This is a genomic window from Pseudomonas sp. GW456-E7 (genome assembly GCF_059424105.1).
Genome location: NZ_JBWKZB010000020.1, coordinates 58583 through 80357, shown reverse-complemented (window position 1 = coordinate 80357; position 21775 = coordinate 58583). Strand labels below are relative to the sequence as shown.

21 protein-coding genes are annotated in these 21775 nt (G+C 59.3%); 10 read left to right on the top strand and 11 right to left on the bottom strand.

Features of this window, described 5'->3' with window-relative positions; translation table 11 throughout:
* The first annotated feature begins 116 nt into the window (after positions 1 to 116).
* Together AC07YV_RS14920 and AC07YV_RS14915 are read left to right on the top strand one after the other, a co-directional pair.
* Positions 117 to 602 (top strand): glutathione peroxidase, encoded by a 486-nt coding sequence (locus tag AC07YV_RS14920; protein ID WP_008002671.1) that lies wholly within the window; start codon positions 117 to 119, stop codon positions 600 to 602.
* Complete coding sequence (locus AC07YV_RS14915) at positions 599 to 1060, top strand: MarR family winged helix-turn-helix transcriptional regulator (protein WP_102700809.1); 462 nt, start codon at positions 599 to 601, stop codon at positions 1058 to 1060. The genes AC07YV_RS14920 and AC07YV_RS14915 overlap by 4 nt, the downstream gene beginning before the upstream one ends.
* Here AC07YV_RS14915 and AC07YV_RS14910 read toward each other — a convergent pair.
* A complete protein-coding gene (locus AC07YV_RS14910; protein ID WP_102700810.1) occupies positions 1044 to 3365 on the bottom strand; it encodes a hybrid sensor histidine kinase/response regulator in 2322 nt (773 codons plus the stop codon). The genes AC07YV_RS14915 and AC07YV_RS14910 overlap by 17 nt on opposite strands.
* 165 nt (positions 3366 to 3530) lie before the next feature.
* Here AC07YV_RS14910 and AC07YV_RS14905 point away from each other — a divergent pair, with 165 nt between their 5' ends.
* Entirely contained in the window at positions 3531 to 4421 is an 891-nt protein-coding gene (locus AC07YV_RS14905) for an ATP-binding protein (RefSeq protein WP_007973504.1), read from the top strand.
* On the top strand, positions 4418 to 4900 hold the full coding sequence (locus tag AC07YV_RS14900; protein ID WP_102700811.1) for a GAF domain-containing protein: 483 nt from the start codon (positions 4418 to 4420) through the stop codon (positions 4898 to 4900). The genes AC07YV_RS14905 and AC07YV_RS14900 overlap by 4 nt, the downstream gene beginning before the upstream one ends.
* Here AC07YV_RS14900 and AC07YV_RS14895 read toward each other — a convergent pair whose 3' ends face one another.
* The 8 genes from AC07YV_RS14895 to AC07YV_RS14860 all read right to left on the bottom strand — a co-directional run bounded on the left by AC07YV_RS14895 (position 4901) and on the right by AC07YV_RS14860 (position 15579).
* On the bottom strand, positions 4901 to 7846 hold the full coding sequence (locus AC07YV_RS14895; protein WP_102700812.1) for an HD domain-containing phosphohydrolase: 2946 nt from the start codon (positions 7844 to 7846) through the stop codon (positions 4901 to 4903).
* A 49-nt stretch (positions 7847 to 7895) separates the two neighbouring features.
* Positions 7896 to 11537, bottom strand: coding sequence for a transporter substrate-binding domain-containing protein (locus AC07YV_RS14890; protein WP_102700813.1), 3642 nt, complete (start codon positions 11535 to 11537; stop codon positions 7896 to 7898).
* 8 nt (positions 11538 to 11545) lie between these two features.
* A complete protein-coding gene (locus AC07YV_RS14885; RefSeq protein ID WP_007973494.1) occupies positions 11546 to 12172 on the bottom strand; it encodes a response regulator transcription factor in 627 nt (208 codons plus the stop codon).
* Positions 12173 to 12401: 229 nt separating this feature from the next.
* The gene (locus tag AC07YV_RS14880) at positions 12402 to 12812 is read right to left on the bottom strand and encodes a response regulator (RefSeq protein WP_102700814.1); all 411 of its coding nucleotides are present in this window, start codon (positions 12810 to 12812) and stop codon (positions 12402 to 12404) included.
* A gap of 177 nt (positions 12813 to 12989) precedes the next feature.
* Positions 12990 to 14318, bottom strand: coding sequence for a deoxyguanosinetriphosphate triphosphohydrolase (locus AC07YV_RS14875; protein ID WP_102700815.1), 1329 nt, complete (start codon positions 14316 to 14318; stop codon positions 12990 to 12992).
* A 214-nt stretch (positions 14319 to 14532) separates the two neighbouring features.
* A complete protein-coding gene (locus AC07YV_RS14870) occupies positions 14533 to 14877 on the bottom strand; it encodes a hypothetical protein (protein WP_102700816.1) in 345 nt (114 codons plus the stop codon).
* Positions 14874 to 15263: a phage holin family protein gene (locus AC07YV_RS14865; RefSeq protein WP_102700817.1), complete on the bottom strand. Its 390-nt coding sequence runs from the start codon at positions 15261 to 15263 to the stop codon at positions 14874 to 14876. The genes AC07YV_RS14870 and AC07YV_RS14865 overlap by 4 nt, the downstream gene beginning before the upstream one ends.
* Before the next feature lies 1 nt (position 15264).
* Positions 15265 to 15579 carry an ElaB/YgaM/YqjD family protein gene (locus AC07YV_RS14860; RefSeq protein ID WP_007973485.1) on the bottom strand — a complete coding sequence of 105 codons (315 nt, stop codon included), beginning with the start codon at positions 15577 to 15579 and terminating at the stop codon, positions 15265 to 15267.
* Between the two features lie 328 nt (positions 15580 to 15907).
* Between AC07YV_RS14860 and AC07YV_RS14855 the strand changes: the two genes are divergently transcribed.
* The 4 genes from AC07YV_RS14855 (at position 15908) to AC07YV_RS14840 (ending at position 18908) form a co-directional block, all read left to right on the top strand.
* Positions 15908 to 17116 carry an ammonium transporter gene (locus AC07YV_RS14855; RefSeq protein ID WP_102700818.1) on the top strand — a complete coding sequence of 403 codons (1209 nt, stop codon included), beginning with the start codon at positions 15908 to 15910 and terminating at the stop codon, positions 17114 to 17116.
* 104 nt (positions 17117 to 17220) lie between these two features.
* The gene (locus AC07YV_RS14850) at positions 17221 to 17457 is read left to right on the top strand and encodes a glutaredoxin family protein (protein WP_102700819.1); all 237 of its coding nucleotides are present in this window, start codon (positions 17221 to 17223) and stop codon (positions 17455 to 17457) included.
* A gap of 171 nt (positions 17458 to 17628) precedes the next feature.
* Positions 17629 to 17946, top strand: coding sequence for a hypothetical protein (locus AC07YV_RS14845; RefSeq protein ID WP_007973482.1), 318 nt, complete (start codon positions 17629 to 17631; stop codon positions 17944 to 17946).
* Between the two features lie 71 nt (positions 17947 to 18017).
* The gene (locus AC07YV_RS14840; protein WP_102700820.1) at positions 18018 to 18908 is read left to right on the top strand and encodes a pseudouridine synthase; all 891 of its coding nucleotides are present in this window, start codon (positions 18018 to 18020) and stop codon (positions 18906 to 18908) included.
* Between the two features lie 85 nt (positions 18909 to 18993).
* On the opposite strand, the gene AC07YV_RS14835 is transcribed toward AC07YV_RS14840, so the two are convergent.
* Complete coding sequence (locus tag AC07YV_RS14835; RefSeq protein WP_007973479.1) at positions 18994 to 19215, bottom strand: YgdI/YgdR family lipoprotein; 222 nt, start codon at positions 19213 to 19215, stop codon at positions 18994 to 18996.
* Between the two features lie 77 nt (positions 19216 to 19292).
* Positions 19293 to 19907, bottom strand: a complete 615-nt coding sequence (gene mobA / locus AC07YV_RS14830; RefSeq protein ID WP_102700821.1) for a molybdenum cofactor guanylyltransferase MobA — start codon at positions 19905 to 19907, stop codon at positions 19293 to 19295.
* 81 nt (positions 19908 to 19988) lie between these two features.
* Here mobA and moaB point away from each other — a divergent pair, with 81 nt between their 5' ends.
* Positions 19989 to 20528 (top strand): molybdenum cofactor biosynthesis protein B, encoded by a 540-nt coding sequence (moaB, locus tag AC07YV_RS14825; RefSeq protein ID WP_008020368.1) that lies wholly within the window; start codon positions 19989 to 19991, stop codon positions 20526 to 20528.
* Positions 20529 to 20550: 22 nt separating this feature from the next.
* Positions 20551 to 21738 (top strand): molybdopterin molybdotransferase MoeA, encoded by a 1188-nt coding sequence (locus tag AC07YV_RS14820; protein WP_173900824.1) that lies wholly within the window; start codon positions 20551 to 20553, stop codon positions 21736 to 21738.
* Positions 21739 to 21775 lie beyond the last annotated feature (37 nt).

Sequence of the window (21775 nt, the reverse complement as noted above, 5' to 3'; positions counted from 1 at the left end):
CCCCCAGCTCCTACAGGGTTACGTGCCGGATAGCTGGCCTGACTGGATTAATAGATTGCACACAATTCAATTGCTCGCTATTTTGTTGTCTCTGGCATTCACTCGGAACCTCAAACATGAGCGACAACCTGCTGAGCATCCCTTGCACCACGATCAAGGGAGAGCAAAAGACCCTGGCGGATTTCGCCGGCAAGGCTGTGCTGGTGGTCAACACGGCCAGCAAGTGCGGTTTCACGCCGCAATACAAAGGCCTGGAAGAGTTGTGGCAGACCTACAAGGACCAGGGCCTGGTAGTGCTCGGTTTTCCCTGCAACCAGTTCGGCAAGCAAGAGCCGGGCAATGAAGGGGCGATCTCCGAATTCTGCGAGCTGAACTTCGGTGTTAGCTTCCCGCTGTTCAAAAAGATCGAAGTCAACGGCGCCGGCGCCCATCCCTTGTTCGTGCAGTTGAAAAAGCGCGCTCCGGGTGTGCTGGGTTCCCAGGGCATCAAGTGGAACTTCACCAAGTTCCTGATCGGCAAGGACGGGCAACTGGTCAAGCGCTTCGCCCCGGCGACCAAGCCGCAGGACCTGACCCGCGAGATCGAAGCCCTGCTCAAATGAACACCTTGTCCGTCGATTCCCTGAAGCTCGACAGCCAGCTGTGTTTCAAGCTGTACGCAGCTTCCCGTGCAGTCATTCGCGCCTACAAGCCAATGCTCGATCAGTTGGGCCTGACTTACCCTCAGTACCTGGCGATGCTGGTGCTGTGGGAGTGGCAGGAAGCAGCCCCCGAGCAACCGACCGTGAAGGCATTGGGTGAGCGTCTGGCCCTGGATTCCGGCACGCTGACCCCCTTGCTCAAGCGCCTCGAACAACTGCAACTGGTGCAGCGTCAGCGTTCGGCGCGCGATGAGCGTGAAGTGCACCTGAGCCTGTCGCCAGCCGGAACGGCCTTGCGCGATCAGGTCGGGCCACTCAAGGCGCGCCTGTTGTGCGACAGTGGGGTCGACCTGAATCGTCTCAACGACTTGCGCGAGGGTCTCGACCACCTGTTGGGACAGATCAGGGCGCTGTCGTAGCGGGGATCCACAAGTCCAGCAGGGCGGCCAGTTCTTCGCGCCGGAAGGGTTTGGCCAGGTAGTCGCTCATGCCCGCCGCACGACAGCGTTCGCGCTCCTCCGACATGGCGTTGGCCGTCAGGGCGACGATGGGCAGTTGGGGCCAGCGTCCGCTGCGGCGGATTTGCCGGCTGGCCTCATAGCCGTCCATCACTGGCATGTTGCAGTCCATCAGCACCAGGTCGAACTCCCGTTGTTCGAGTTGATCCAGGGCCTCGGCACCATGGGCCGCGGTGGTCACCTCGCAGCCGAGTTTGCCGAGCATGCCCTTGGCCACTAGTTGGTTCACCGGATTGTCTTCCACCAGCAACACGCGTCCGCGGCGTAGCGGGCTCTGCGTTTCGAGCCGGACATCGTTGATCGGGTGGATTTCCGGTTGCAGGATCCGCCGCAAGCACTGATAGAGCGTATTGCGGGCCAGGGGGCGTGCCTGTTGTTGCAAGGGGGCGAGGGCGTTTACCTCTTCGCTGGGCATGAAATTGCCATACGCGGTGATCAGCAGGATCGGCGCGCTGAGGGCCGGGCGCAAATTGAACAGGCATTCGGGGCAGTCGGTGATGAGCACGTCGGCCGCCAGGCCAAGCAGTGAGTCATCCATGGAGCGCCGTTCATAGTCCAGCCCCCAGCCAGGCAACAGGCTGTTCAGCAGTTCGCCCAGCCCGCTGCTGGCGGCCGTGATGGCGACGACTTTGCCATTGAGCGCAACAGCAGGCATTGCGCGGGTATGGCTGGGTAATGGCAGATCCGCGCAGAACTGACTGCCAAAACCCGCTTCGGAGCTGATCGTCAGGCGCCCTTGCATGGCTTCGCAAAGGTTGTAGGTCAGTGCCAGGCCCAGCCCGGTGCCGCCAAATTGGCGGGTAATACCGGCACCGGCCTGGGTGAAAGGCTGGAAGATCCTGGCCTGGGCTTCCTGAGGGATGCCGATGCCGGTGTCGCACACTTCTATTCTGACGCCGTCCCCGAATGTCGACAGGCGTACGTCGACACGCCCGAAACGGGTGAACTTGAGGGCGTTGGACAGCAGGTTACTGACGATCTGCCGCACCCGGGTCGGATCGCCGAGCACCAGTGCCGGGAAATGCGGATCGATCAGGCAGGTCAGTTCGACGCTGGGGGCGGCGTTTTGCGACAACAGGTTGGCGGTGTCCTCGATCAGCGAACCGAGGTCGAAAGGGATGTGTTCGAGTTCGAGTTGACCGGCATCGAACTTCGACAAATCGAGGATATCGTTGAGCAGTTCCACCAGTACCTTGCCCGAGTCATGGGCGATCGACAGCTGTTGCTGTTGTTCGGCATTCAGCGGTCCGTCGAGGGACAGCGCGATCATCCCGAGCAAGCCATTGAGGGGCGTGCGGATTTCATGGCTCATGTTGGCCAGGAACACCGAGCGGGCTTCGGCCATGTCGAGGGCGGTACTGCGCGCGGCTTCCAGTTCCTCGTTGGATTGGCTCAGCCGGGCGTTGATCGCCTTGAGTTCGGCGGTGCGGGCCGAGACGATGTTTTCCAGTTGGCCAAGATATTCGGTCAGGCGGTTTTCCGCGTTGCGCCGCTGCCGGATTTCGGTGGCGATGTTTTTGAATTGCTGGTTGGCAACCTTGACCAGTACACCGATCTCATCGTTGGCGTGCCCGACGGGACACTCCAGTGACGTCGGCTCGGTGTTGCCCGGGTCGCGACCGCTGAGCTCACGGATCACCCGCACCAGGGGTTTGGTCAGCATCACATAGAACAGCGCCAGCAGGATGCCGGACAGCAGCAGGCTGCGGGCGAAGCCATTGATCAGCGTCACTTCGGCCCGGCGCAGGAACCGGTTGCCAAAGGCGTAAGTATCGACCTTCAGCCGTAGCGTACCCAGGGATTCGCTGGGTAGATGATCCAGGTAAAGCCGGTCTTCGAACTGTCGGCTGGCACCGAACAGGAAGTCACTGAGCATCCGGTAGCCGTTTTGCACCTCGGGTCGCTTGGAGTTCGCCAGTACGGTGCCGTTGTTGTCGGTCAGTTTCGCGCCGATGATCGCCGGCGAGCGCAGCAGGCCCTGGGTCAGTTCCTTGGCGAGTTCGGCGTCGATGTTGTAGGCGATTCGCGAGGCCGGGTTGTGGCTGATTTCCAGTAATGAAAGGATTTCACGATTGATGGAGGCGTCTTCACTGGCATAATCGATGCCTATTTGCAGCAGGCTGAGCAGCGTGCCCAGAATGAAACCGACCAGCACGGTCAGCCGGGCTTGCTTGAATGACAGCCGGTTGGTGAATTTGATGTCCATGGGGGGGTGAACCACTTCCGTTTCCTTTCGCTGCTCAAGCATAGTCGATCATGCCTGCCTGTTGATGCTCTCGCGAGGCCTGTACCGCGGGGGCAGCCGCTTGTGTGACGCTGTGTTTCGTCGCTGTATCACCATCATTACTGTGAACGTGCCCGAGGAGAAGTCGTGGATTCCCGATTGAATGCTTTTCTTGAACGCGCCGATGCCGTTCTGGCCCGTATCGAGCCGTTGCTGCCGGCACCCCGGCCAGCCATCGACTGGACGCAATGCCTGGCCGCGCGCTGGCAGCGTGAGTCTCGCGGCGGTTATCTGATGCCGCTGCAGGTCAGCCTCGACATGCGCCTGTCGGACCTGATCGGCGTCGACCGGCAAGTTGAGCAACTGGGGCGCAACACCCAACAGTTCCTCGATGGCATGCCCGCCAACCACGCCTTGCTCTGGGGCTCGCGCGGCACCGGCAAGTCGTCGCTGGTGCGTGCCTTGTTGGCCGAGCACGCTCAAGCCGGTTTGCGTCTGATCGAGATTGAGCGCGATCACCTGGCAGATCTGCCGCGCGTGGTCGAACAGATCGGCAAACTGCCCCAGCGTTTCGTGCTGTTTTGTGATGACCTTTCGTTCGAGTCGGGCGAGGGCGATTACCGAGTGCTCAAAAGCGTACTCGATGGCTCGCTGGAACAGGCGCCGGACAACGTCTTGCTGTACGCCACGTCGAACCGTCGCCACCTGGTGCCGGAAAAGGAAAGTGACAACGAGAACTGGAAGCGGGTCGACGGCGAGTTGCATCCGAGCGAGGCGGTGGAAGACAAGATCGCGCTGTCGGACCGCTTCGGCCTGTGGCTATCGTTCTATCCGTTTACCCAGGAACACTTCCTCAACGTTGTCGAGCACTGGATCGGCCAGTTGGCCGGCAAGGCCGGACTGGCATGGCAGCGCAGCGAAGAGCTGGACATCCTGGCGGTACGCTGGGCCACCGGCAGAGGCAATCGCAATGGACGTTGCGCTTATCAATTTGCCCGTTACTGGGTCGGGCTGAAACTGTTGGAGCACAAGGCATGATCGATTTACAAAAGAGCGGCCAGGGCCTCGAAGGCTACGGCATGCTGCACGCGCAGTTGGAGTCATTGCTGGCGGACGAACGGGATTTCATCGCCAATGCCGCGCAGTTCTCGGCGTTTCTGTTCAATCAGCTCGATGACTTGAACTGGGCCGGTTTCTACCTCAACCGCCATGAGGAGCTGGTGCTGGGCCCGTTTCAGGGGCAGATCGCTTGCGTGCGGATTCCGTTCGGGCGTGGCGTCTGCGGAACGGCAGCCGCTACCTTGCAGACCCAGTTGGTCGAAGATGTGCACGCGTTTCCTGGTCACATTGCCTGTGACAGCGCCTCGAACAGCGAACTGGTGGTGCCTTTGGTCAAGGACGGCCGATTGATCGGCGTGCTCGACCTCGACAGCCCGAAACTGGCGCGGTTTACCCCGCAGGACCAGGTCGGTATCGAGCAACTGGCGGCGATTTTCCTGCGCCTGACCGACTGCTGATCAAGACGCCAGGCCCGCCTTGGCCAGCAGGCCCGATGCGTCCACCGCATCGATCTGCGCAGGGTCGAGGAAGCGCCTGGCGTACTGCAAATAGATCTGTGCCTTGATGAACAGCCCGAACAGTTCCGGGTCGATGTGGGCATCACGGCACATGAACGCCATGATGCCCAGCGCCTCGCTCAGGGTCTTGGCTTTTTTGTAGGGGCGGTCGGCGGCCGTCAGCGCTTCGAAAATATCGGCAATCGCCATCATTCGCGCCGGCAGGCTCATGTCTTCTCGCTTCAAGCGTTTCGGATAACCACTGCCGTCCATTTTTTCGTGATGCCCGCCGGCTATTTCCGCGACGCTGCGCAGGTGCCCGGGGAACGGCAGATGGTTGAGCATCAGAATCGTCTGAACGATATGGTTATTGATGACATAACGCTCCTCGCTGGTCAGGGTGCCCCGGACAATGCTCAGGTTGTACAGCTCACCCCGATTGTATTTGTGGGGCGGAACGTCGAGTTTGAAGCCCAAGGGGTTGTCTTGCGGTATCACCTCGTTTTCGCTGCGTTCGAACAGGTGCTCGGGTTTGTCCGCCAGTAAGGGTTCGCTGACGGGCAGGGTGGGGGCGGGCGTTCGAGCCTGACGCCGGTTCTCTTCCCAGGACACGCCCAGCCGGTCATCCAGGGTCCGGGTCCAGGTGCGTTCAGCCACGCTGCGCAGGCGTTGCAGATCAGCGTCGGCCATGGCTTCGCCACCCAGATTGCAACGGGCAATGAAGGCGAAATCATCATCCAGCCCGGCGAGGCTGGCATCACGCAGTTCTGCCAGCGCTTGCTCGTCACCGCCCAGGGCAATGGCCTGCCAGTAGCTGATCCAGGCATCGCGCTTGAGTACCTCGAAGCGAGTGCGGATTTCGTGGATGCGATCGGTCAGGGTTTCCAGCTTCGTGGCTTTGTCGACGACGTATTCCGGCGTGGTGATCTTGCCGCAATCGTGCAGCCAGGCAGCGATGTGCAGTGCCTCCCATTCATCGTCGGTCGGCCGATAGGCGCTGAAGGCGGGGTCCTGGCTGGCTGCCGCCGCCCGGGCAAGCATCAGGGTCAGTTCCGGCACGCGCTGGCAATGGCCGCCGGTATAGGGGCTTTTGGCGTCGATGGCACCGGCCAGCAGTTGAATGAAGGCGTCCAGCAGCTGTTTTTGCCGGGCTTGCAGGCGCTGGCTTTCAATACACACGGCCGCCGCGCCGGACACTGCCTGGAGAAACGCAATGCGGTCCGGCCGCAGTTTGTCCAGATCGCTTTGCTCGCCGCTGTCGGCCAATAGCAACACCAGCAGGCCCACGGTTTCGTTGTGACGATTATGCAGGCGGATTCCGATCAGATGGACCCGGGGACTTTTCAGCGCGAGCAAGACTTTCTGCAGATCGCCCGCTTGCTCGAACCCCAGGTTACTGACGACGTTGTCGACCTTTGCCAGTTGCTGCAGCCATGGGGGGCTTTGCGGGTTTTCCAGTGAGTGTCCGCGGATGTCGAAGGATTGCAGGTTTTCGGTGGTGTCATTGATGACCAGTCCGTGGGGTTCCATGTACCCGCCATCACCTTCGCGCAGATAGATCAGGCCGGCCTGGGCCTGACCTATTTTCACGGTTTCAAACAACACCCGTTCCAGCAGCGGGGCGAAACGGGTTTCGGCGCTGAGGCTGTCAGTGATCTGGAAGAAGCTCGCCAGCGTGTCCTTCATCCGTGCCATCGATACGCTCAGTTGGTCGACTTCGAGCACCGGCGAGCGACGGGAAAGCGGAAAATTGAAATCGAAACTGCGAATCGCATCGGCCTCCTGCACCAGGGCACGCAAGGGTTTGACCAGGATTCTTGACGTCAACCAACCCAGTGGCACGCATAACAGCAGCGTGGCCAGGGTAATGAGCGCACCTTGCCAGCGCATCCGGTAAGCATCGACGAGCAACTCGTCTTCCGGTACCAGCAGCGCCAGTTGCAGGCCTTGGGGGCCGCCTTCCTGCATGCTGCTGCGTGCCACGATCCACTGCCGGCCGTTGGCCTCCAGGCGACTGCCTTGAGAGGGGTTGTTGAGCAACGCACCCAGGCTGGGGCTCAGGTCCGCGGCCTTGATCAGGCGGGATGTCTGATCATCGATGATCAGCCTGCGGCTGTCGGGGTAGGCGATGGCATTGCCTTCGGCATCGAACAGCACGATTTCGGTATGGGGGGTCACGACGTGCTTGGCCAGGGTCGCGCTGAGTTCGGCCAGGGTCAGGTCGGCGGCCATGATTGCCTTGTCGCCACTGCGTCGTGCCAGTGTCGTGCCAATGTCATGGGTAGAAAAAAAGACATAGGGTTCGGTCGTGATCTGGTCATTGTCGCTACGGGCACTGGTAAACCAGGCACGGCTGCGAGGGTCGTAGGTGTCGTTCAGGTTGTCCTGGCGGCTGACGAGGGCCAGGTTCCGGTCGAAAAACAAAGACTGGGAACGAGCCTGGCCGCTGCTGTCGTGCTCAATGCTCCAGACCTGGTATGCCGCCGTGTCCGGAGCCTTGACCAGGGCTTTGACCTCTGGGGCATGCAGCGGGCGGACCATGAAAAAGTCGCCGTTGTCGTAGCCCAGGTACAGCGACGCCAGATCGGGGTTGTCCTCGAGTGACTGGCTGAACGGTTCGAGCAGCGCCAGGCGGTGTTCCAGATCAGCGGACTGGCCCGCCGGATTGAGTGCCAGCAGGCTCAACAGGTGGCGAATGGGTTCATAGGTGGCGTGCAGGTCCAGCCGGACATCCTGCTCGATACGGTTGAAGAGTTTTTCACTGCTGGACAGTATGATCTGGGTCGTTTGCCGGTAGTTGAAAAGACCCAGCAGCACCCCGGTCAGCAACAACAGAAAGGTGAACATCACGCTGATATGGACATGCAGTGGAAACCGGCGTGGATCCGTGCGCAGTGGGTCAGGCATTGCGGGTTTCTCCATGAGGGTCAACACACTGCCGAGGGTCCAAGCATAGTTAAGGCTCTGTCATTTTGCCTTCGTCGTAATGCTTGATCTGACGGAGTAACGCGTCCTCCAGCTCAAGCATGGCGCGCTCCAAGGATTGGCAGCATCCGGCCACTTTTTCGCGATCGACCTCCCCATGGCAGGCGGCTTCGAGCGCCTCGCAGCGGTCGATCAGGGGGGAGGCTTGCACTATCCGGGCTGCGCCTTTGATTTTGTGGGCAATGTCCTGCAGCGCCTGCGTATCCCCGGAGCTGGATAGCGACAGCAGCGTCTGCAGATCCTGGCGGTTGCTGTTGACCAACTCGTTGAGCAATCTGCGGTTCAACTGGGGGTTTCCCCCGGTCAGCAGTTTCAACCCGTGCAGGCTGAACGGCGGGGCTGCATGGGTGGGTTCAATGTTTTCCATCCACTGGCTCAAGGCTCCGAGGCTAAGGGGTTTGAACAGGCAGTCATCCATTCCGGCCTGTTTGCAGCGTTGTATTTCTTCCGGCTGGGCGTTGGCGGTAAAGCCGAGCACAGTGCAGGGAGGGCGATGGTTTTGGCTTTCATGCTGGCGAATGGCACGGGCCAGCTCGTATCCGTTCATGACCGGCATGTTGCAATCGGCGATCACCAGATCAAACGGTTGGTCTGTCCATGCCTCCAATCCCTCCCGGCCATCGGCCGCGACGGTAAAATGATGGCCTAGAAACTCCAGTTGCTGGCAGGTGAGCAAACGATTGGCCGAGTGATCGTCGACCACCAGAACATTCAACGGGGTTGTGGCGACGACAATTTGCGCCTCGGCCACCTGGGCGGATTGTTGCAGCGGTAACGTTGCCAGGTGCAGCAATACCTCCACTTGTGTGCCGACACCCGGTTCGCTGCGCAGTTGCAGACTGCCGCCCATCATCTCGCAGAGATTGCGGCTGATGACCAGCCCCAGCCCTGCGCCCCCCCTGGTCGACTGAGTGGCGTTGTCGGCCTGGGCGAAGGGCTCGAACAGCCGGTATTGATCCTGTTCGCTGATCCCGATGCCACTGTCGTGAACCTGCACCCGCATTTGCACACGATCTGGCTGCATTGCCGGGTGCAGGTCGACAATGACCCGGACCTGGCCTTGCTCGGTAAACTTGATGGCATTGCTGATCAGGTTGGACAGCACCTGCTTGAAGCGCAAAGGGTCCAGCAACACATCGAAGGTCGGGTGGGCCGAAGAAAACTCCAGCTTCAGTTCGAGTTCCTTCTGTCGGGCAAGGCCATCGAAAATCCGTACGACCGAGGCCACGAGTTCACCCGGATTAACGCGCTCCGGACTCAGGCTCAAGCGCCCGGATTCGATTCTGGCAATGTCGAGGATGTCGCCAATCAGTTCCAGCAACCCTTTCGCCGAGTTGTACGCGACATCGATGGCCTGACGCTCCGGGTGCCGATGATCAAGACGCTTGAGTGTCAGTTCAAGCATGCCGATGATTGCATTCATCGGTGTGCGGATCTCATGGCTCATCGTGGCCAGAAACGTGCTTTTGGCCCGGTTGGCGTTATCGGCGTGTTCTTTCGCGCAACGCAGATCATCGAGCAGTTGCCGGCGTTCGCTGATGTCGATCCAGCCACCGATAATGCCTTGCACTTTCGCGCTGGAATCGCGGTAGGGAAGAATCCAGTGATAGATCGTCAGCCGCCGGCCACCTATGTGCAGTTCGCGATCGACGATCAACGGTCTGCCCTCGGTCACCACGCGCTGGTAGTCAGCCTGGTACTCCCGGGCTTCGAAGACATTGCTCATCGGCCCCTGCATGACGCTTTTGCCGATGATATCTTCGCGCCTGGCGCAGAACGCTTGCAGGTAACTGTCGTTGCAACTTTGCAGCAGCCCCTGGCGATCACGTACGTAGATCGGATGGGGCGTGCCATTGACCAGCGATCGCATGAACTCGAGCTGATCGTTCAATGCACGCTCGGCGGCCTTGCGCTGCTTGATCTGGCGTCGCATGTAGTCGTTCCAGGCAATGGAAATCAGCAATAGCGCACCGGCGCCGATGACGATTTGGTAGAACAGCCTTTGATAGTTGCGCCAGGTGCTTTGCGAGGACGCCGAATAGCCGCGCCAGCGACTGTTGATGATGCCCAGTTCCTCCGGAGAGATGCTCAGCAGCGCCTTGTTCAGAATGGCGTTCAGCTCTTTGGCGTCCCGTGCAGTGGCCAGGGAGAACGCTGCCTGCTCGGTGCCGATGGTGGTGCTGATTTGCAAGGTGTGTTCGAACAGCCGCGACGAAATGAAGTAATTGGCAATGACCAGTGAGTTCACCACGCCCTCGGCCTGACCTTCGGCGAGCATCTCTACGGCGCTGAAGGTGTCCGGGGTTTCGATCAGCTTGATCCGGGGAAACTCTCTGCGCAGGTAATCCTTGAGTGGATTGCCGCGGGCAATGGCCAGGCGCTTGTCCTGCAACTGCTCGAGGTTGGTCGGACTGTCGGCGGCTTTGCGGGTCAGCAGGACGTAGGAATTTTCCAGAAAGGGGCGGGTAAAGTTCAGCTGGGACTGACGTTTGGCGCTGGGGAGCATCGCGGCGATCACATCGGCCTGGTTGTTTTTGATCTGTTTGATCATCTCGTCATCGTTTCGACTGCGCTGGATGTCAAAGCGCAAGCCGGTGCGCAGCCTGATCAGCTCAAGCAAATCCGCGCTGACCCCGCGAAAGTTGTCATTGCTATCGAAAAATGTCAGTGGAGCAAAGGCTTCGTTGACGACGACGCGCACAATCGGGTGATGTGCCAGCCAGCGTTCTTCCCGGTCAGTGAGTTGCAGCTTTTGATCGGTCAGCAGAATGTCGCTTCCGGCGCTCCAGCGTTTGGCGATGTTTTCTCGCTCACTGGAGGGGACGGCCCTGATCATTGCGTTGATGATGCCGAGCAGCTCGGGGGTGTTCCTGTTGACGGCAAAGCTGAAGCCATGGGCTTCATGTTTGCCGAAGTTGGCCATCCGGATGTTGTTCAAGTACCCCTTGTTGATCATGTAGTGAGTTGAAATCGTGTCGCCGAGAAACACATCCGCCTGATCGAAGGCAACGGCATTGATCGCATTCTGGTAGGACGGATAGGACGTGATGATCGCCTTTGGGTACAACGCCTTGACTTCCGCCAGCGGCAAATAGTGATACACCATGCTCAGGCGCAATCCGGCCAGGCCATCGGTGAGGGATCGGGTTTCCCCTTCGCGGGTCACCAATACGGGTTGGTCGACGGCATAGGGTATGGACAGGGCAATCTCGGCAATGCCTGCTTCGAATCCATTGGCGGTGCCAAGCAGATCAACATCGCCGTTCTGCAGCGCGGCGATCGCGGCCCCTCGGGATTCGAATCGCTGAACCTTGACGGGCAACCCGGTTGCTTTTTCCAGGAGGCCAGCGTAATCGGCGGTAAAGCCTTCATAGTCCTGGCCACTGGTGGTCAGGTCGAAAGGGGGATAGTCCGGGGCCGACGTGCCGAGCGTCAGTTGATTTTTATTGTTTATCCAATGTTGCTGGGATTCATCCAGTCGAATCTCCAGCGCCCCGACCTTCGAGCGGCTGAGCAGTGCGTAATGTTCATTGCCCGGTGCTCCGAACAACGAGGTGCTCACGCATAGACCTGCGGTCACTTGAATCAGATAGACCTTCACACGGCTGGGCATCCAGGTTCTCACACGAGTGCGTTACGTTTTGCCATCTCGATCAGTTCAACCAGGGATTTGGCTTTGAGTTTCTGCATGAGGCGCTTTTTGTAGGTACTTACGGTCTTGTTGCTCAGAAACATGCCCTTGGCGATTTCCTTGTTTGTGCGACCTTGGGCGAAAAGTTGCAGGACCATCAGTTCCCGGTCGTTTACAGACTTGAACAGTTCCAATTCGATGCAGCGTGTTTCATCTCCATGGATGGGGTTCAAGGCTTCACTCGGGAAATAGTTGTAACCTGAAAATACTGCTTTTATAGAACTTACCAGTTCACTGATGTCCTCTTGTTTGCAGACATAACCCGAGGCTCCGGATTGCATGCAACGAATACCGAAGAGTGTCGGGCATTGTGCGGTCAGTACCAGTGTTTTAGGCGGATTACTCATTGCGTTGAACCGGGACAGGACTTCCAGGCCATCCAGCTTTGGAATGCTGATGTCGAGAATGACCAGGTCCGGCATGCATTCGCGAACCATCTGCATGGCGTCGACCCCATTGTCAGTTTCGCCGACGACTTTGTAACCTTCGTGTTCCAGTAACATTCGAACGGCAAGGCGGATAACCGGGTGATCGTCGACAATAAAAACGGAGTTCATAATCAAGTCCCATGCGAGCTCAAATAAAGCGCGCACCTTAGCTCAGATACTTGAAGGGACGCATGAACGGACCGGGCTGTAGCAGCAATATAGGAGAAATCCTACAAATTAAAAGGAATTGGACTACGTATTAACTAGGTTTCTTATTAGGAAGTCTGGGGGGGGCGGCGGTCTGGAGAACTTTTTAAAGAAGTTGTCTGTAAGTTTTACGCTGTGCATTTGTCGGTTTTTATATGTGCTTTTTTGTTGATGTTGGTGCCAGGGTCAACAGGTTTATAAATTCAGATTGTTTCAGGGGTTTTATCAAGTAACCCAATAATGGCAGCCCGTGTTCAGTGGCCGTTTTTACAAGTTCATCCAGTTCAGACGTCGTCAAGCTGCTCAGTATGATCGCCTGTCTTATCAGTCCTTGCTGACTGGCGAACCGGACCAGATCGAGCCCTGTCAGCTCGGGCAGGCATTGATCGCATAAAAGGATGTCGAACGGCCGGTCGACCCCGAGCATGTGCTGCATGGCGCTTTTGGCGCTGTCGGCGGTAGTCAGTCGGGTGAAGCCATAACTTTCCAGCAGGTATTGAGTGGCTATCAGTTGGAAGGGGTGGTCCTCCACCACGAGGATGCGTAGATCGTCTTCGGCCATGGTGCGCACTTCATCTGTCGAACAGAAGGGAGGGTGATTGTTTCGCGAGAGTGTCGGACAAGCGATCAGTCCGCTCGCCATGTGTTGTAGGGCGATTCGACGAGACTTGAGTGCTGTTGGAGGTTGAAGGGGGATCAGCCATAACGAACGCCGTAATGGCTGATCAAACGAAGCACCTCAGTGGCTGGCACGTCCGGTCATTTCCAGGGCCATGTCACTGGCATAGCTGTCGGTCATGCCGGCGATGAAATCAATCATGCGCAAAAACGACGTGTGCAAGGGGCCGTGAGGATCGGGTGCATTGTTACCCAGCAGATCAAGGATGCGGCGGCTTTTGAATGACGGGGTCCGACCGTTGTGCTGCTCCAGTGCTGCGCCGCAAAAGGCGTTGAGGAGGATTTCCAGCGTGGTGTAGGCGCCGATCTCGTGCAGGGTCTTGCGCTTGTCCTGGAAGATTTTCTTGCGGGCCATGTCCTTGGCGTTCAGCACGCAACGCTTGGCGGGCCCGTGCATGTGCTCCACCAGGTCGCCGGGCAATGTGCCGGCCAGCAGTGCGTCCTGTTGCTCGACGAAAGCGCGGGCCGCGGCATTGGTCAAGTGTTCGATGGCCTTGCCGCGCAGGATCGCCAGTTTGCGTCGGCGCGAATCGCCGGGACCGAGCTGGCGGTAGGTCTCCGGCAAGTCGTCGCCCACCAGGTCCAGCAGCAGGGACTCGACTTCGGCGTATTCCAGCAACTCCATTTCCAGGCCGTCTTCCAGGTCGATCAGCGCATAGCAGATGTCGTCGGCGGCCTCCATCAGGTACACCAGCGGATGCCGCGCCCAGCGTTGCTCTTCAAGTTGTGGCAGGCCGAGTTTATGGGCGATCTGCTCCAATAGCGGCAGCTCGCTCTGATAACAGCCGAACTTGTGTTTCTTGTAGCCCAGCGAATCGGCGTGCCTGGCCGTCCATGGATACTTCAGGTAGGTGCCCAGGGTTGCATAGGTCAGTCGGGTGCCGCCGTCGAACTGGTGATACTCCAGTTGAGTGAGTACCCGAAAGCCCTGGGCGTTGCCTTCGAAATTCAGGAAGTCATTGCGCTCGGCTTCACTCATCGCATCCAGCCAGCCACGGCCGGCGGCTTGCTGGAACCAGTGCCGGATCGCGTCTTCACCGGAATGGCCGAAAGGCGGGTTGCCGATGTCGTGTGCCAGGCAGGCCGATTGCACCACCATTCCCAGGTCGCTGGGTTCGCACCAGTCGGGCAGGGCGTTGCGGATGGTTTCGCCGACCCGCATGCCCAGCGAGCGCCCCACGCAACTGACTTCCAGCGAGTGGGTCAGGCGCGTATGAATGTGATCATTGCTGGACACCGGATGGACCTGGGTCTTGCGCCCGAGGCGGCGGAAAGCCCCCGAGAAAATGATGCGGTCGTGGTCTTTGTGAAAAGGGCTGCGGCCGAGTTCTTCAGGGCTGTGCAGAGGCTTTCCGAGGCGTTCGCGGGTAAGCAGGGTGTGCCAATCCAAGGCGGGACTCTCCGTCAGGTGACTGATGGCCTAGCTTCCCGTTTCGCGTCATGACCTGCAAGCGGAACTACAACCCGGCGGCGTCGATATCGAGGCCTCCTTGCAAGAACTTTTTACGGAGGGGAGCAATTGACCGGATAGGCGCACAGGATTGCCCCCTCGATAGAGGGGGCATCCCGTCGACACTGCTAGAGCGTAGCCAGAAGGAAACTGATCAGTCTTTGCGCGAAGACCCCTGCATGATCAGTTTGATCAGCGGCCCCAGTGTGGTGCCGAGACGGATCAGCCGGGTCAGGCTGCTGAGGCCGCCACCGTTCTTTGCGCCCTTGCCGGTCAGAAAGCCCAGCAAGGTGACGGCGGCCACGCCCCAGAGTGGAGCGTGTTTGATGCCGAAACCGTCCTGCAGGTTCTGCGTCATCCCGCGCACCCGCCGCAACGGTTGCAGCAGTTGCGCGGATTCGTGGCGGATTTCCTGGCGGTGCATTTCCATGCGCAGGCGAATCAGCGCCTTGCGCATTTCCGTGCGTGAGCTGTTGCGTGGCAATTCAGGCAGGTTCATGGCAGCAGGCGCTCCCGATCGTTGGCCAGCTCTTCCAGCGTACCGTGGAAGGGCGAAGACTCATCGAAAATCGCTGCCCTCAAACGCATCGCGCAGAATATGGCGGCGAGGGTATAGAACACGCAGAGCCCGATGATGGCGGTCAGGCGATAGGTGTCCCAGAACACGATCAGCACCAGCGTCGACAGCCCTACCAGCAGCAGCAACGCAAACACCAGCGCCAGACCGGCAAACAGCAACAGACTGACGGTGCGGGCTTTCTGTTCCTGCAACTCGATGCCGAACAGTTCGACATGGCTGTGCAGCAACCCCAGGAAGGCAGCACCCAGGCGCCGCGATGAGGAGCTTGTTCCCGTCGCAGACGGGTCGGATTCACCGATCGACATATCAGCGCCGGCTGGCCAGCAGGCCGATCAGGAAACCCACGCCGGCCGCGATCCCGACCGATTGCCAAGGGTTGGCCTGGACATAGTCTTCGGTGGCGGTGACAGCCGCCTTGCCGCGTTCGCGCAGGGAATCTTCGGTCAGCTTCAGGGTTTCACGGGCACGCAAGAGACTGTCGTGAATCTGCTCGCGCAACTCGTCGGCCTGGTCGCCGGCCAGGGTCGCGGTGTGCTCCAGCAACCGTTCGGTGTCACTGACCAGTGTCTGAAAATCGTTCATCAGGATTTCTTGAGCAGTCTTTGCCTGGATGCGGGCCATGGTGGATCTCCATAAGTGGCTTTCTGATGCGTTCGAGTATGAGCCTTTGGCGAAGGTTCAGTACAAATGACTGGTACAACTTTTGCTGTGTCGTGGTGCGCCGGTCCGCACCATTGCGCTATAGCCGGGCATGATTTCAGTAAAACCGTAGGACCAACAATCAAAAACTCGCGCAAACGTCCGGGTCACGTTTTTCCCGGACGGTGCCTGTGCACCAAGGCGGTTCAACGAGATCAGTCTCCTGATGCTTCGAGGCCGCAACTTGGTGCATGGGTGGTCATCGCGAACTGCTTTGGTGCTTTTTTCTGCCATAAGGTCTGCCCCTCCCATGGAAAATCTGCAAAGCGCCGTGGACACCCTGGTCCATAGCTCCAACACGCTGTTCATTCTGATCGGTGCGGTCATGGTTCTGGCCATGCACGCCGGTTTCGCCTTTCTCGAAGTCGGAACCGTGCGACAGAAAAACCAGGTCAACGCCTTGTCGAAAATCCTCAGCGACTTCGCGGTATCGACACTGGCCTACTTCTTTATAGGCTATTGGATTTCTTATGGCGTGACGTTCATGCAACCGGCGGCCGTGCTCAATGCCGACCATGGTTATGGACTGGTGAAGTTTTTCTTCCTGCTGACCTTTGCCGCGGCTATCCCCGCGATCATTTCCGGAGGCGTCGCCGAGCGCGCCCGGTTTGTCCCGCAACTGTGTGCAACCGCGTTGATTGTCGCGTTCATCTATCCGTTCTTCGAAGGCATGGTCTGGAACGGCAACCTGGGTTTGCAAGCCTGGCTGCTGGAGCGTTTTGGCGCCGGTTTCCATGATTTCGCAGGTTCGGTGGTGGTGCATGCCATGGGCGGTTGGCTGGCACTGGCGGCGGTGTTGTTGCTCGGGCCGCGCAATGGCCGCTATCGCGACGGTCGGCTGGTGGCGTTCGCGCCTTCGAGCATCCCGTTTCTGGCGTTGGGCTCGTGGATCCTGATTGTTGGCTGGTTCGGCTTCAACGTCATGAGCGCGCAAACCCTGCAAGGTGTCAGTGGACTGGTGGCAGTGAACTCATTGATGGCCATGGTGGGCGGTACGGTGGCCGCGCTGATCGTCGGGCGCAACGACCCCGGCTTTCTGCACAACGGCCCGTTGGCGGGACTGGTGGCGATCTGCGCCGGTTCCGACCTGATGCATCCGGTGGGGGCGCTGGTGACCGGCGCTGTCGCGGGGGCGTTGTTTGTCTGGTGCTTTACCGCCGCTCAGGTCAAATGGCGCATCGACGATGTATTGGGTGTCTGGCCGCTGCATGGCTTGTGCGGCGTGTGGGGTGGTATTGCCTGCGGCATTTTCGGCCAGAGCGCTTTGGGCGGGCTGGGCGGGGTCAGCCTGATCAGCCAGTTGATCGGCACGGCACTGGGCGTCACCGTGGCACTGGCCGGCGGGTTCGCCGTGTATGGCGTGATCAAGGCTCTGCATGGATTGCGCCTGAGTCAGGAGCAGGAGTATTACGGCGCGGACCTGTCGATCCACAAGATCGGCGCCGTGAGCCAGGACTGACACAGGTCTCATCATCGTCGGTGGCATCAGGCAGGCGACTCAATGGCTCGACGGTTTTTCGGAGCAGGCCTAGAATGGTCACTTCATTTTCTGGTTGAGCGCTCATGCTTCCCGAATGTCAGCTGTTCGGCACCCTTGGATGCCATCTCTGTGAAGTAGCCGAAGCCATGTTGATGGAGTTTGTCGAGCGCGGTCTGCTGGTGGAACTGGTGGACATCGCCGACGATGAAAGCTGGTTCGCCGCCTACAGCCTGCGTATTCCGGTGTTGCGACGGGTCGACACCGGCGCTGAGCTGGGCTGGCCGTTCAGTGCCGATGAGGTGGTGGCGTTCCTGGGTTGAGCGGTTTTTGCGCTGGCGGTGTTTCCCGCCTGTCGAACTTTGCGATTGATCCCCTTGGCTTATCCTGTCTTGATCGGATACTGTATGCGCATACAGTTATTCGTGTGCCTGTGTTGCCGCTGCTGATTTTCGGCAGTGAGTAGACAAGCCCGGGCGTGAGAGGGATGAGTCGTGGTCAATGTCGAACAGTTGAAGAACAGCGTGAACCGGATGTCCGCAGACGTCGTGAGTGAAGCCGTTCTTGAGTTGCGTCTGGATGGTCTGGTGACCGAGGGCAAGACACCCTTCAACAAAACGCATTTCAATACCTGTTTCGCAGAAATCGAAGCCTTGTTTCAACGCGCGGGTTATCACCGGCAACTCGATGTCGTGGGTTATCAGGGGTTGTTGTACGCCCTCTATGACCCCGCTCGCTGGGAGGCGGTCGATGTATTGCGCTGGCTCAAGGAATACACCGAAGCGGCGGCGCGCACGCAGATCCCGGCTTGAGGAATCTCCTCTAGGTGCATTGCCCATGCTGTTGGATAATGCCGCTCTGCACTGAGGGTTAGAGCTTCCGTATGTCCACTTCTTCTTTTTCCGCGGCACACAGCCAGGCCAGTACGCTGTACTTGCCACCTGGCCCGTGGCAGACCGTTGTCGATTGCCTGTGCGAGCATTTCAGCGCCATTGGTCGGGAACAATGGCTGGACAGAATTGCCCGTGGCCGGGTCCTCGATGGACAGGGCATGCCGATTGCCCTCGATCTGGCCTACAGGGAAGGTTTGCGGATTCATTATTTTCGCGAAGTGCCGGATGAAAAGCCGATCCCGGTGATCGAGTCGATTCTGTACGCGGACGAGCATCTGGTGGTGGCCGACAAACCGCACTTTCTGCCGGTGACGCCGGCGGGCGAATACGTCGAACAGACGCTGCTCAGGCGCTTGATCCGTCGCCTGGACAATCCGCATCTGGTGCCATTGCATCGCATCGACCGGCATACCGCAGGGCTGGTACTGTTTTCCGCCAATCCGCAGAGTCGTTCGGCTTATCAGTCGTTGTTTCCAACCCGGCAGATCGAAAAGCGCTACGAGGCCATCGCAGCGGCGTTGCCTGAACGTGCTTTCCCGCTAGTTCATAAAAGCCGGCTGGTCGATGGCGAGCCGTTTTTCCGCATGCAGGAAGGGCCTGGGGCCTGCAACACCGAGACGGCGATCGAAATCAGGGAGAAACAAGAGAAACTCTGGCGGTATGGTCTTTACCCGGTGACGGGCAAGAAACATCAGTTGCGGGTACACATGGCGGCGTTGGGCGCCGCTATCTGCAACGACCCGTTTTACCCCGAGGTGCTCAAGGATGTGCAGGATGACTACGCCAATCCTTTGAAACTGCTGGCCCAGGGGCTGAGATTCATCGATCCGGTCACGGGCCAGGCGCGCGAGTTCGAGAGTGAAATCACCCTGCAATGGTGATCCTGAACGGCGCCCCTGAAGTGCTGTTCTTCAGGCATGAAAAAGCCCGCATCAAGCGGGCTTTTCTGTATTCGGTGGCACCCGATTACAGTTCTTTAACGGTACGGACCTGATCTTTGTTGATGCGGGTCTGTTTGCCATCGAGCTGTTCGAATTCGTAGAAGCCGGAATCCTTGTCGAACTCTGGCGTGTCGACGGCCTGGATTTCGCGACCGTCATTCAAGGTGATCACCGTAGGCGATGCGCAACCGGCGAGGGTGGCGAGGCCCAGTGCGAGCATGAAAGTGGCGAGGGTCCGTTGCATCATGAGTGTGTCTCCGAATAAGAATTCTTTGGTTTAGTGAACTTGAGACGTGAACCGTCCGCGCAAGTTCCTGATCAATGTCAGTCTGACACAGTGTCATGACCGCTTACATAACCGCTTAATAGTTCCGGCGTGTTGAGGTTGGCCAGCCGAGGGTCTTTGTCTGGGCATTGCAGCGCGGTCGCGCCGAGCTTGCGCATCAACCGGCCCGGGCTGCGCTCACCCTCGTTCCAGGCCTTTTCAAAGGCTGCCTTGTGCAGCACTGGAATCACACACAACAACGGCTCCCAGTGGTCATCGTGCCGCACCATCAGTGGCTTGTCCGGATTCAGGTTGGCGGTCTCGCGCATGGTGCCGATCAGCGCCGCATCAATGCCCGGAACGTCACAGGGCAGGACCAGCATATGAGTATGGCGAGCGGCTTCCAGGCCCGCCCGAATTCCCGCCAGGGGGCCGGGGAAGTCACCTTCATCGTCGTGGACCAACTGGTCGGCGTAGGGCGCATACTTCTCAAGGTTGCGGTTGCAGGAGATGATCAGGTCATCGGTCAGCGGACGGGTCTTGCGATGCAAGTGAGCAATCAGCGGTTCGCCGCGCCAGTCCAGCAACCCTTTGTCCCGTCCCCCCATACGTTGGCCGCGCCCGCCCGCCAGGAGCAGAATGGAGCAGGGTGGCAATTGTGAATTCATGGTCATGGCAGGTCTCCATGGGAGCGGCGAAAAAACGAAGCGCTGTGATATAACACCGGGCTGTTTCTCCTACAACTGGACGAGCCTATGAAAGCCAAGGCTGATGTACCTTTCGCACCGCTGAACATTGCAGTGCTGACTGTCAGCGATACCCGCACGCTGGAAACCGACACCTCGGGCCAGCTCTTTGTCGACCGCCTGACTGCCGCCGGTCATTACCTGGCAGCCCGGGTGTTGCTCAAAGATGACCTCTACAAAATTCGTGCGCAAGTCGCCAACTGGATTGCCGACGATGTCGTGCAGGTGGTGCTGATCACCGGCGGAACCGGTTTTACCGGGCGTGACAGCACACCGGAAGCCGTCAGTTGCCTGCTGGACAAGCAGGTCGATGGATTCGGCGAGCTGTTCCGCCAGATCTCGGTTGCCGATATCGGCACCTCGACCGTTCAGTCCCGGACGTTGGCCGGTCTGGCCAATGGCACGCTGGTTTGCTGCTTGCCGGGTTCGACCAATGCCGTGCGCACGGGTTGGGATGGCATTCTGGCCGAACAGCTGGATTCGCGGCATCGCCCGTGCAATTTCGTGCCTCACCTGAAACAGGCAGCGCCTTGTGAATCCCGTGGGTAAGCCGGGCAAGACCGGCAGCCTGATGCCCGTCGAGGAGGCATTGGCACGCTTGCTGGAAATGGCTGAGGCCACGCGAATTGTCGAGCGTGAACGCTTGCCGTTGGCGCAGGTGCAGGGGCGTGTACTGGCTGAAGACCTGCTGTCGACCCTTGATCTGCCGCCCTGGCCCAACAGTGCCATGGACGGGTATGCCTTGCGCCTGGCTGACTGGACGGGAGAGCCGTTGGTGGTCAGCCAGAAGGTGTTTGCCGGCCAGGCCCCCGATCCGTTGCAACCTGGAACCTGTGCACGCATTTTTACCGGCGCGCCTGTACCCGCCGGTGCCGATTGCGTCGAAATGCAGGAAAACGCCGAGGTCCAGGCGGATGAGCGAGTGTCTTTCACGCAAGCCTTGACCCAGGGCCAGAACATCCGTCCGCAAGGCCAGGAAGCGACCGTCGGCGAGTTGATTCTGCCGGCGGGCACGCGGCTGGGGCCGATCGAGCAAGGATTGGCTGCCTCATTGGGCTGCGCCGAGCTGGAGGTGGTGCGCAAGGTGCGTGTGGCGGTGCTGTCGACCGGCGACGAATTGATTGAGCCGGGCCAGCCGCTGGGGCCGGGACAGATCTACAACAGCAACCGGGTGTTGTTGTGCAGCTGGTTGCAGCGTCTGGGCTGTGAGGTCGTCGATGCGGGCATTCTTCCGGACGATCTGCAAACCACTCGTTCCCGATTGGGTGAGTTGAAGGATGTCGACCTGATCCTCTCGACCGGTGGCGTATCGGTAGGAGAGGCCGATTTTCTGGGTATCGCCTTGCGCGAAGAGGGCGAATTGACGCTGTGGAAACTCGCCATCAAGCCCGGTAAACCGCTGACGTTCGGGCATTTCCGCGGTGTACCCGTGATCGGTTTGCCGGGCAATCCGGCATCGACCCTGGTGACCTTTGCCTTGTTGACCAGGCCCTATCTCCTGCGTCGTCAGGGTGTAAAGGAGGTCGAGCCGCTGAAGGTGCAGGTGCCGGCAGGGTTCGACTGGCCCCAACCTGGCAATCGACGGGAGTATTTGCGTGGACGGCTGGAGAACGGCAGGGCGACGATCTACAAAAACCAGAGTTCCGGCGTACTGCGCAGCGCTGCCTGGGCTGATGGGCTGGTAGAAGTCCTGGAAGGTCGCACGCTGGTTCAGGGCGAAAGCGTTTTCTTCATTCCGTTGAGCGAACTCCTGACCTGAGCGCTTGGGCGGATTTGCCAACCAGAAACCCGGTTGA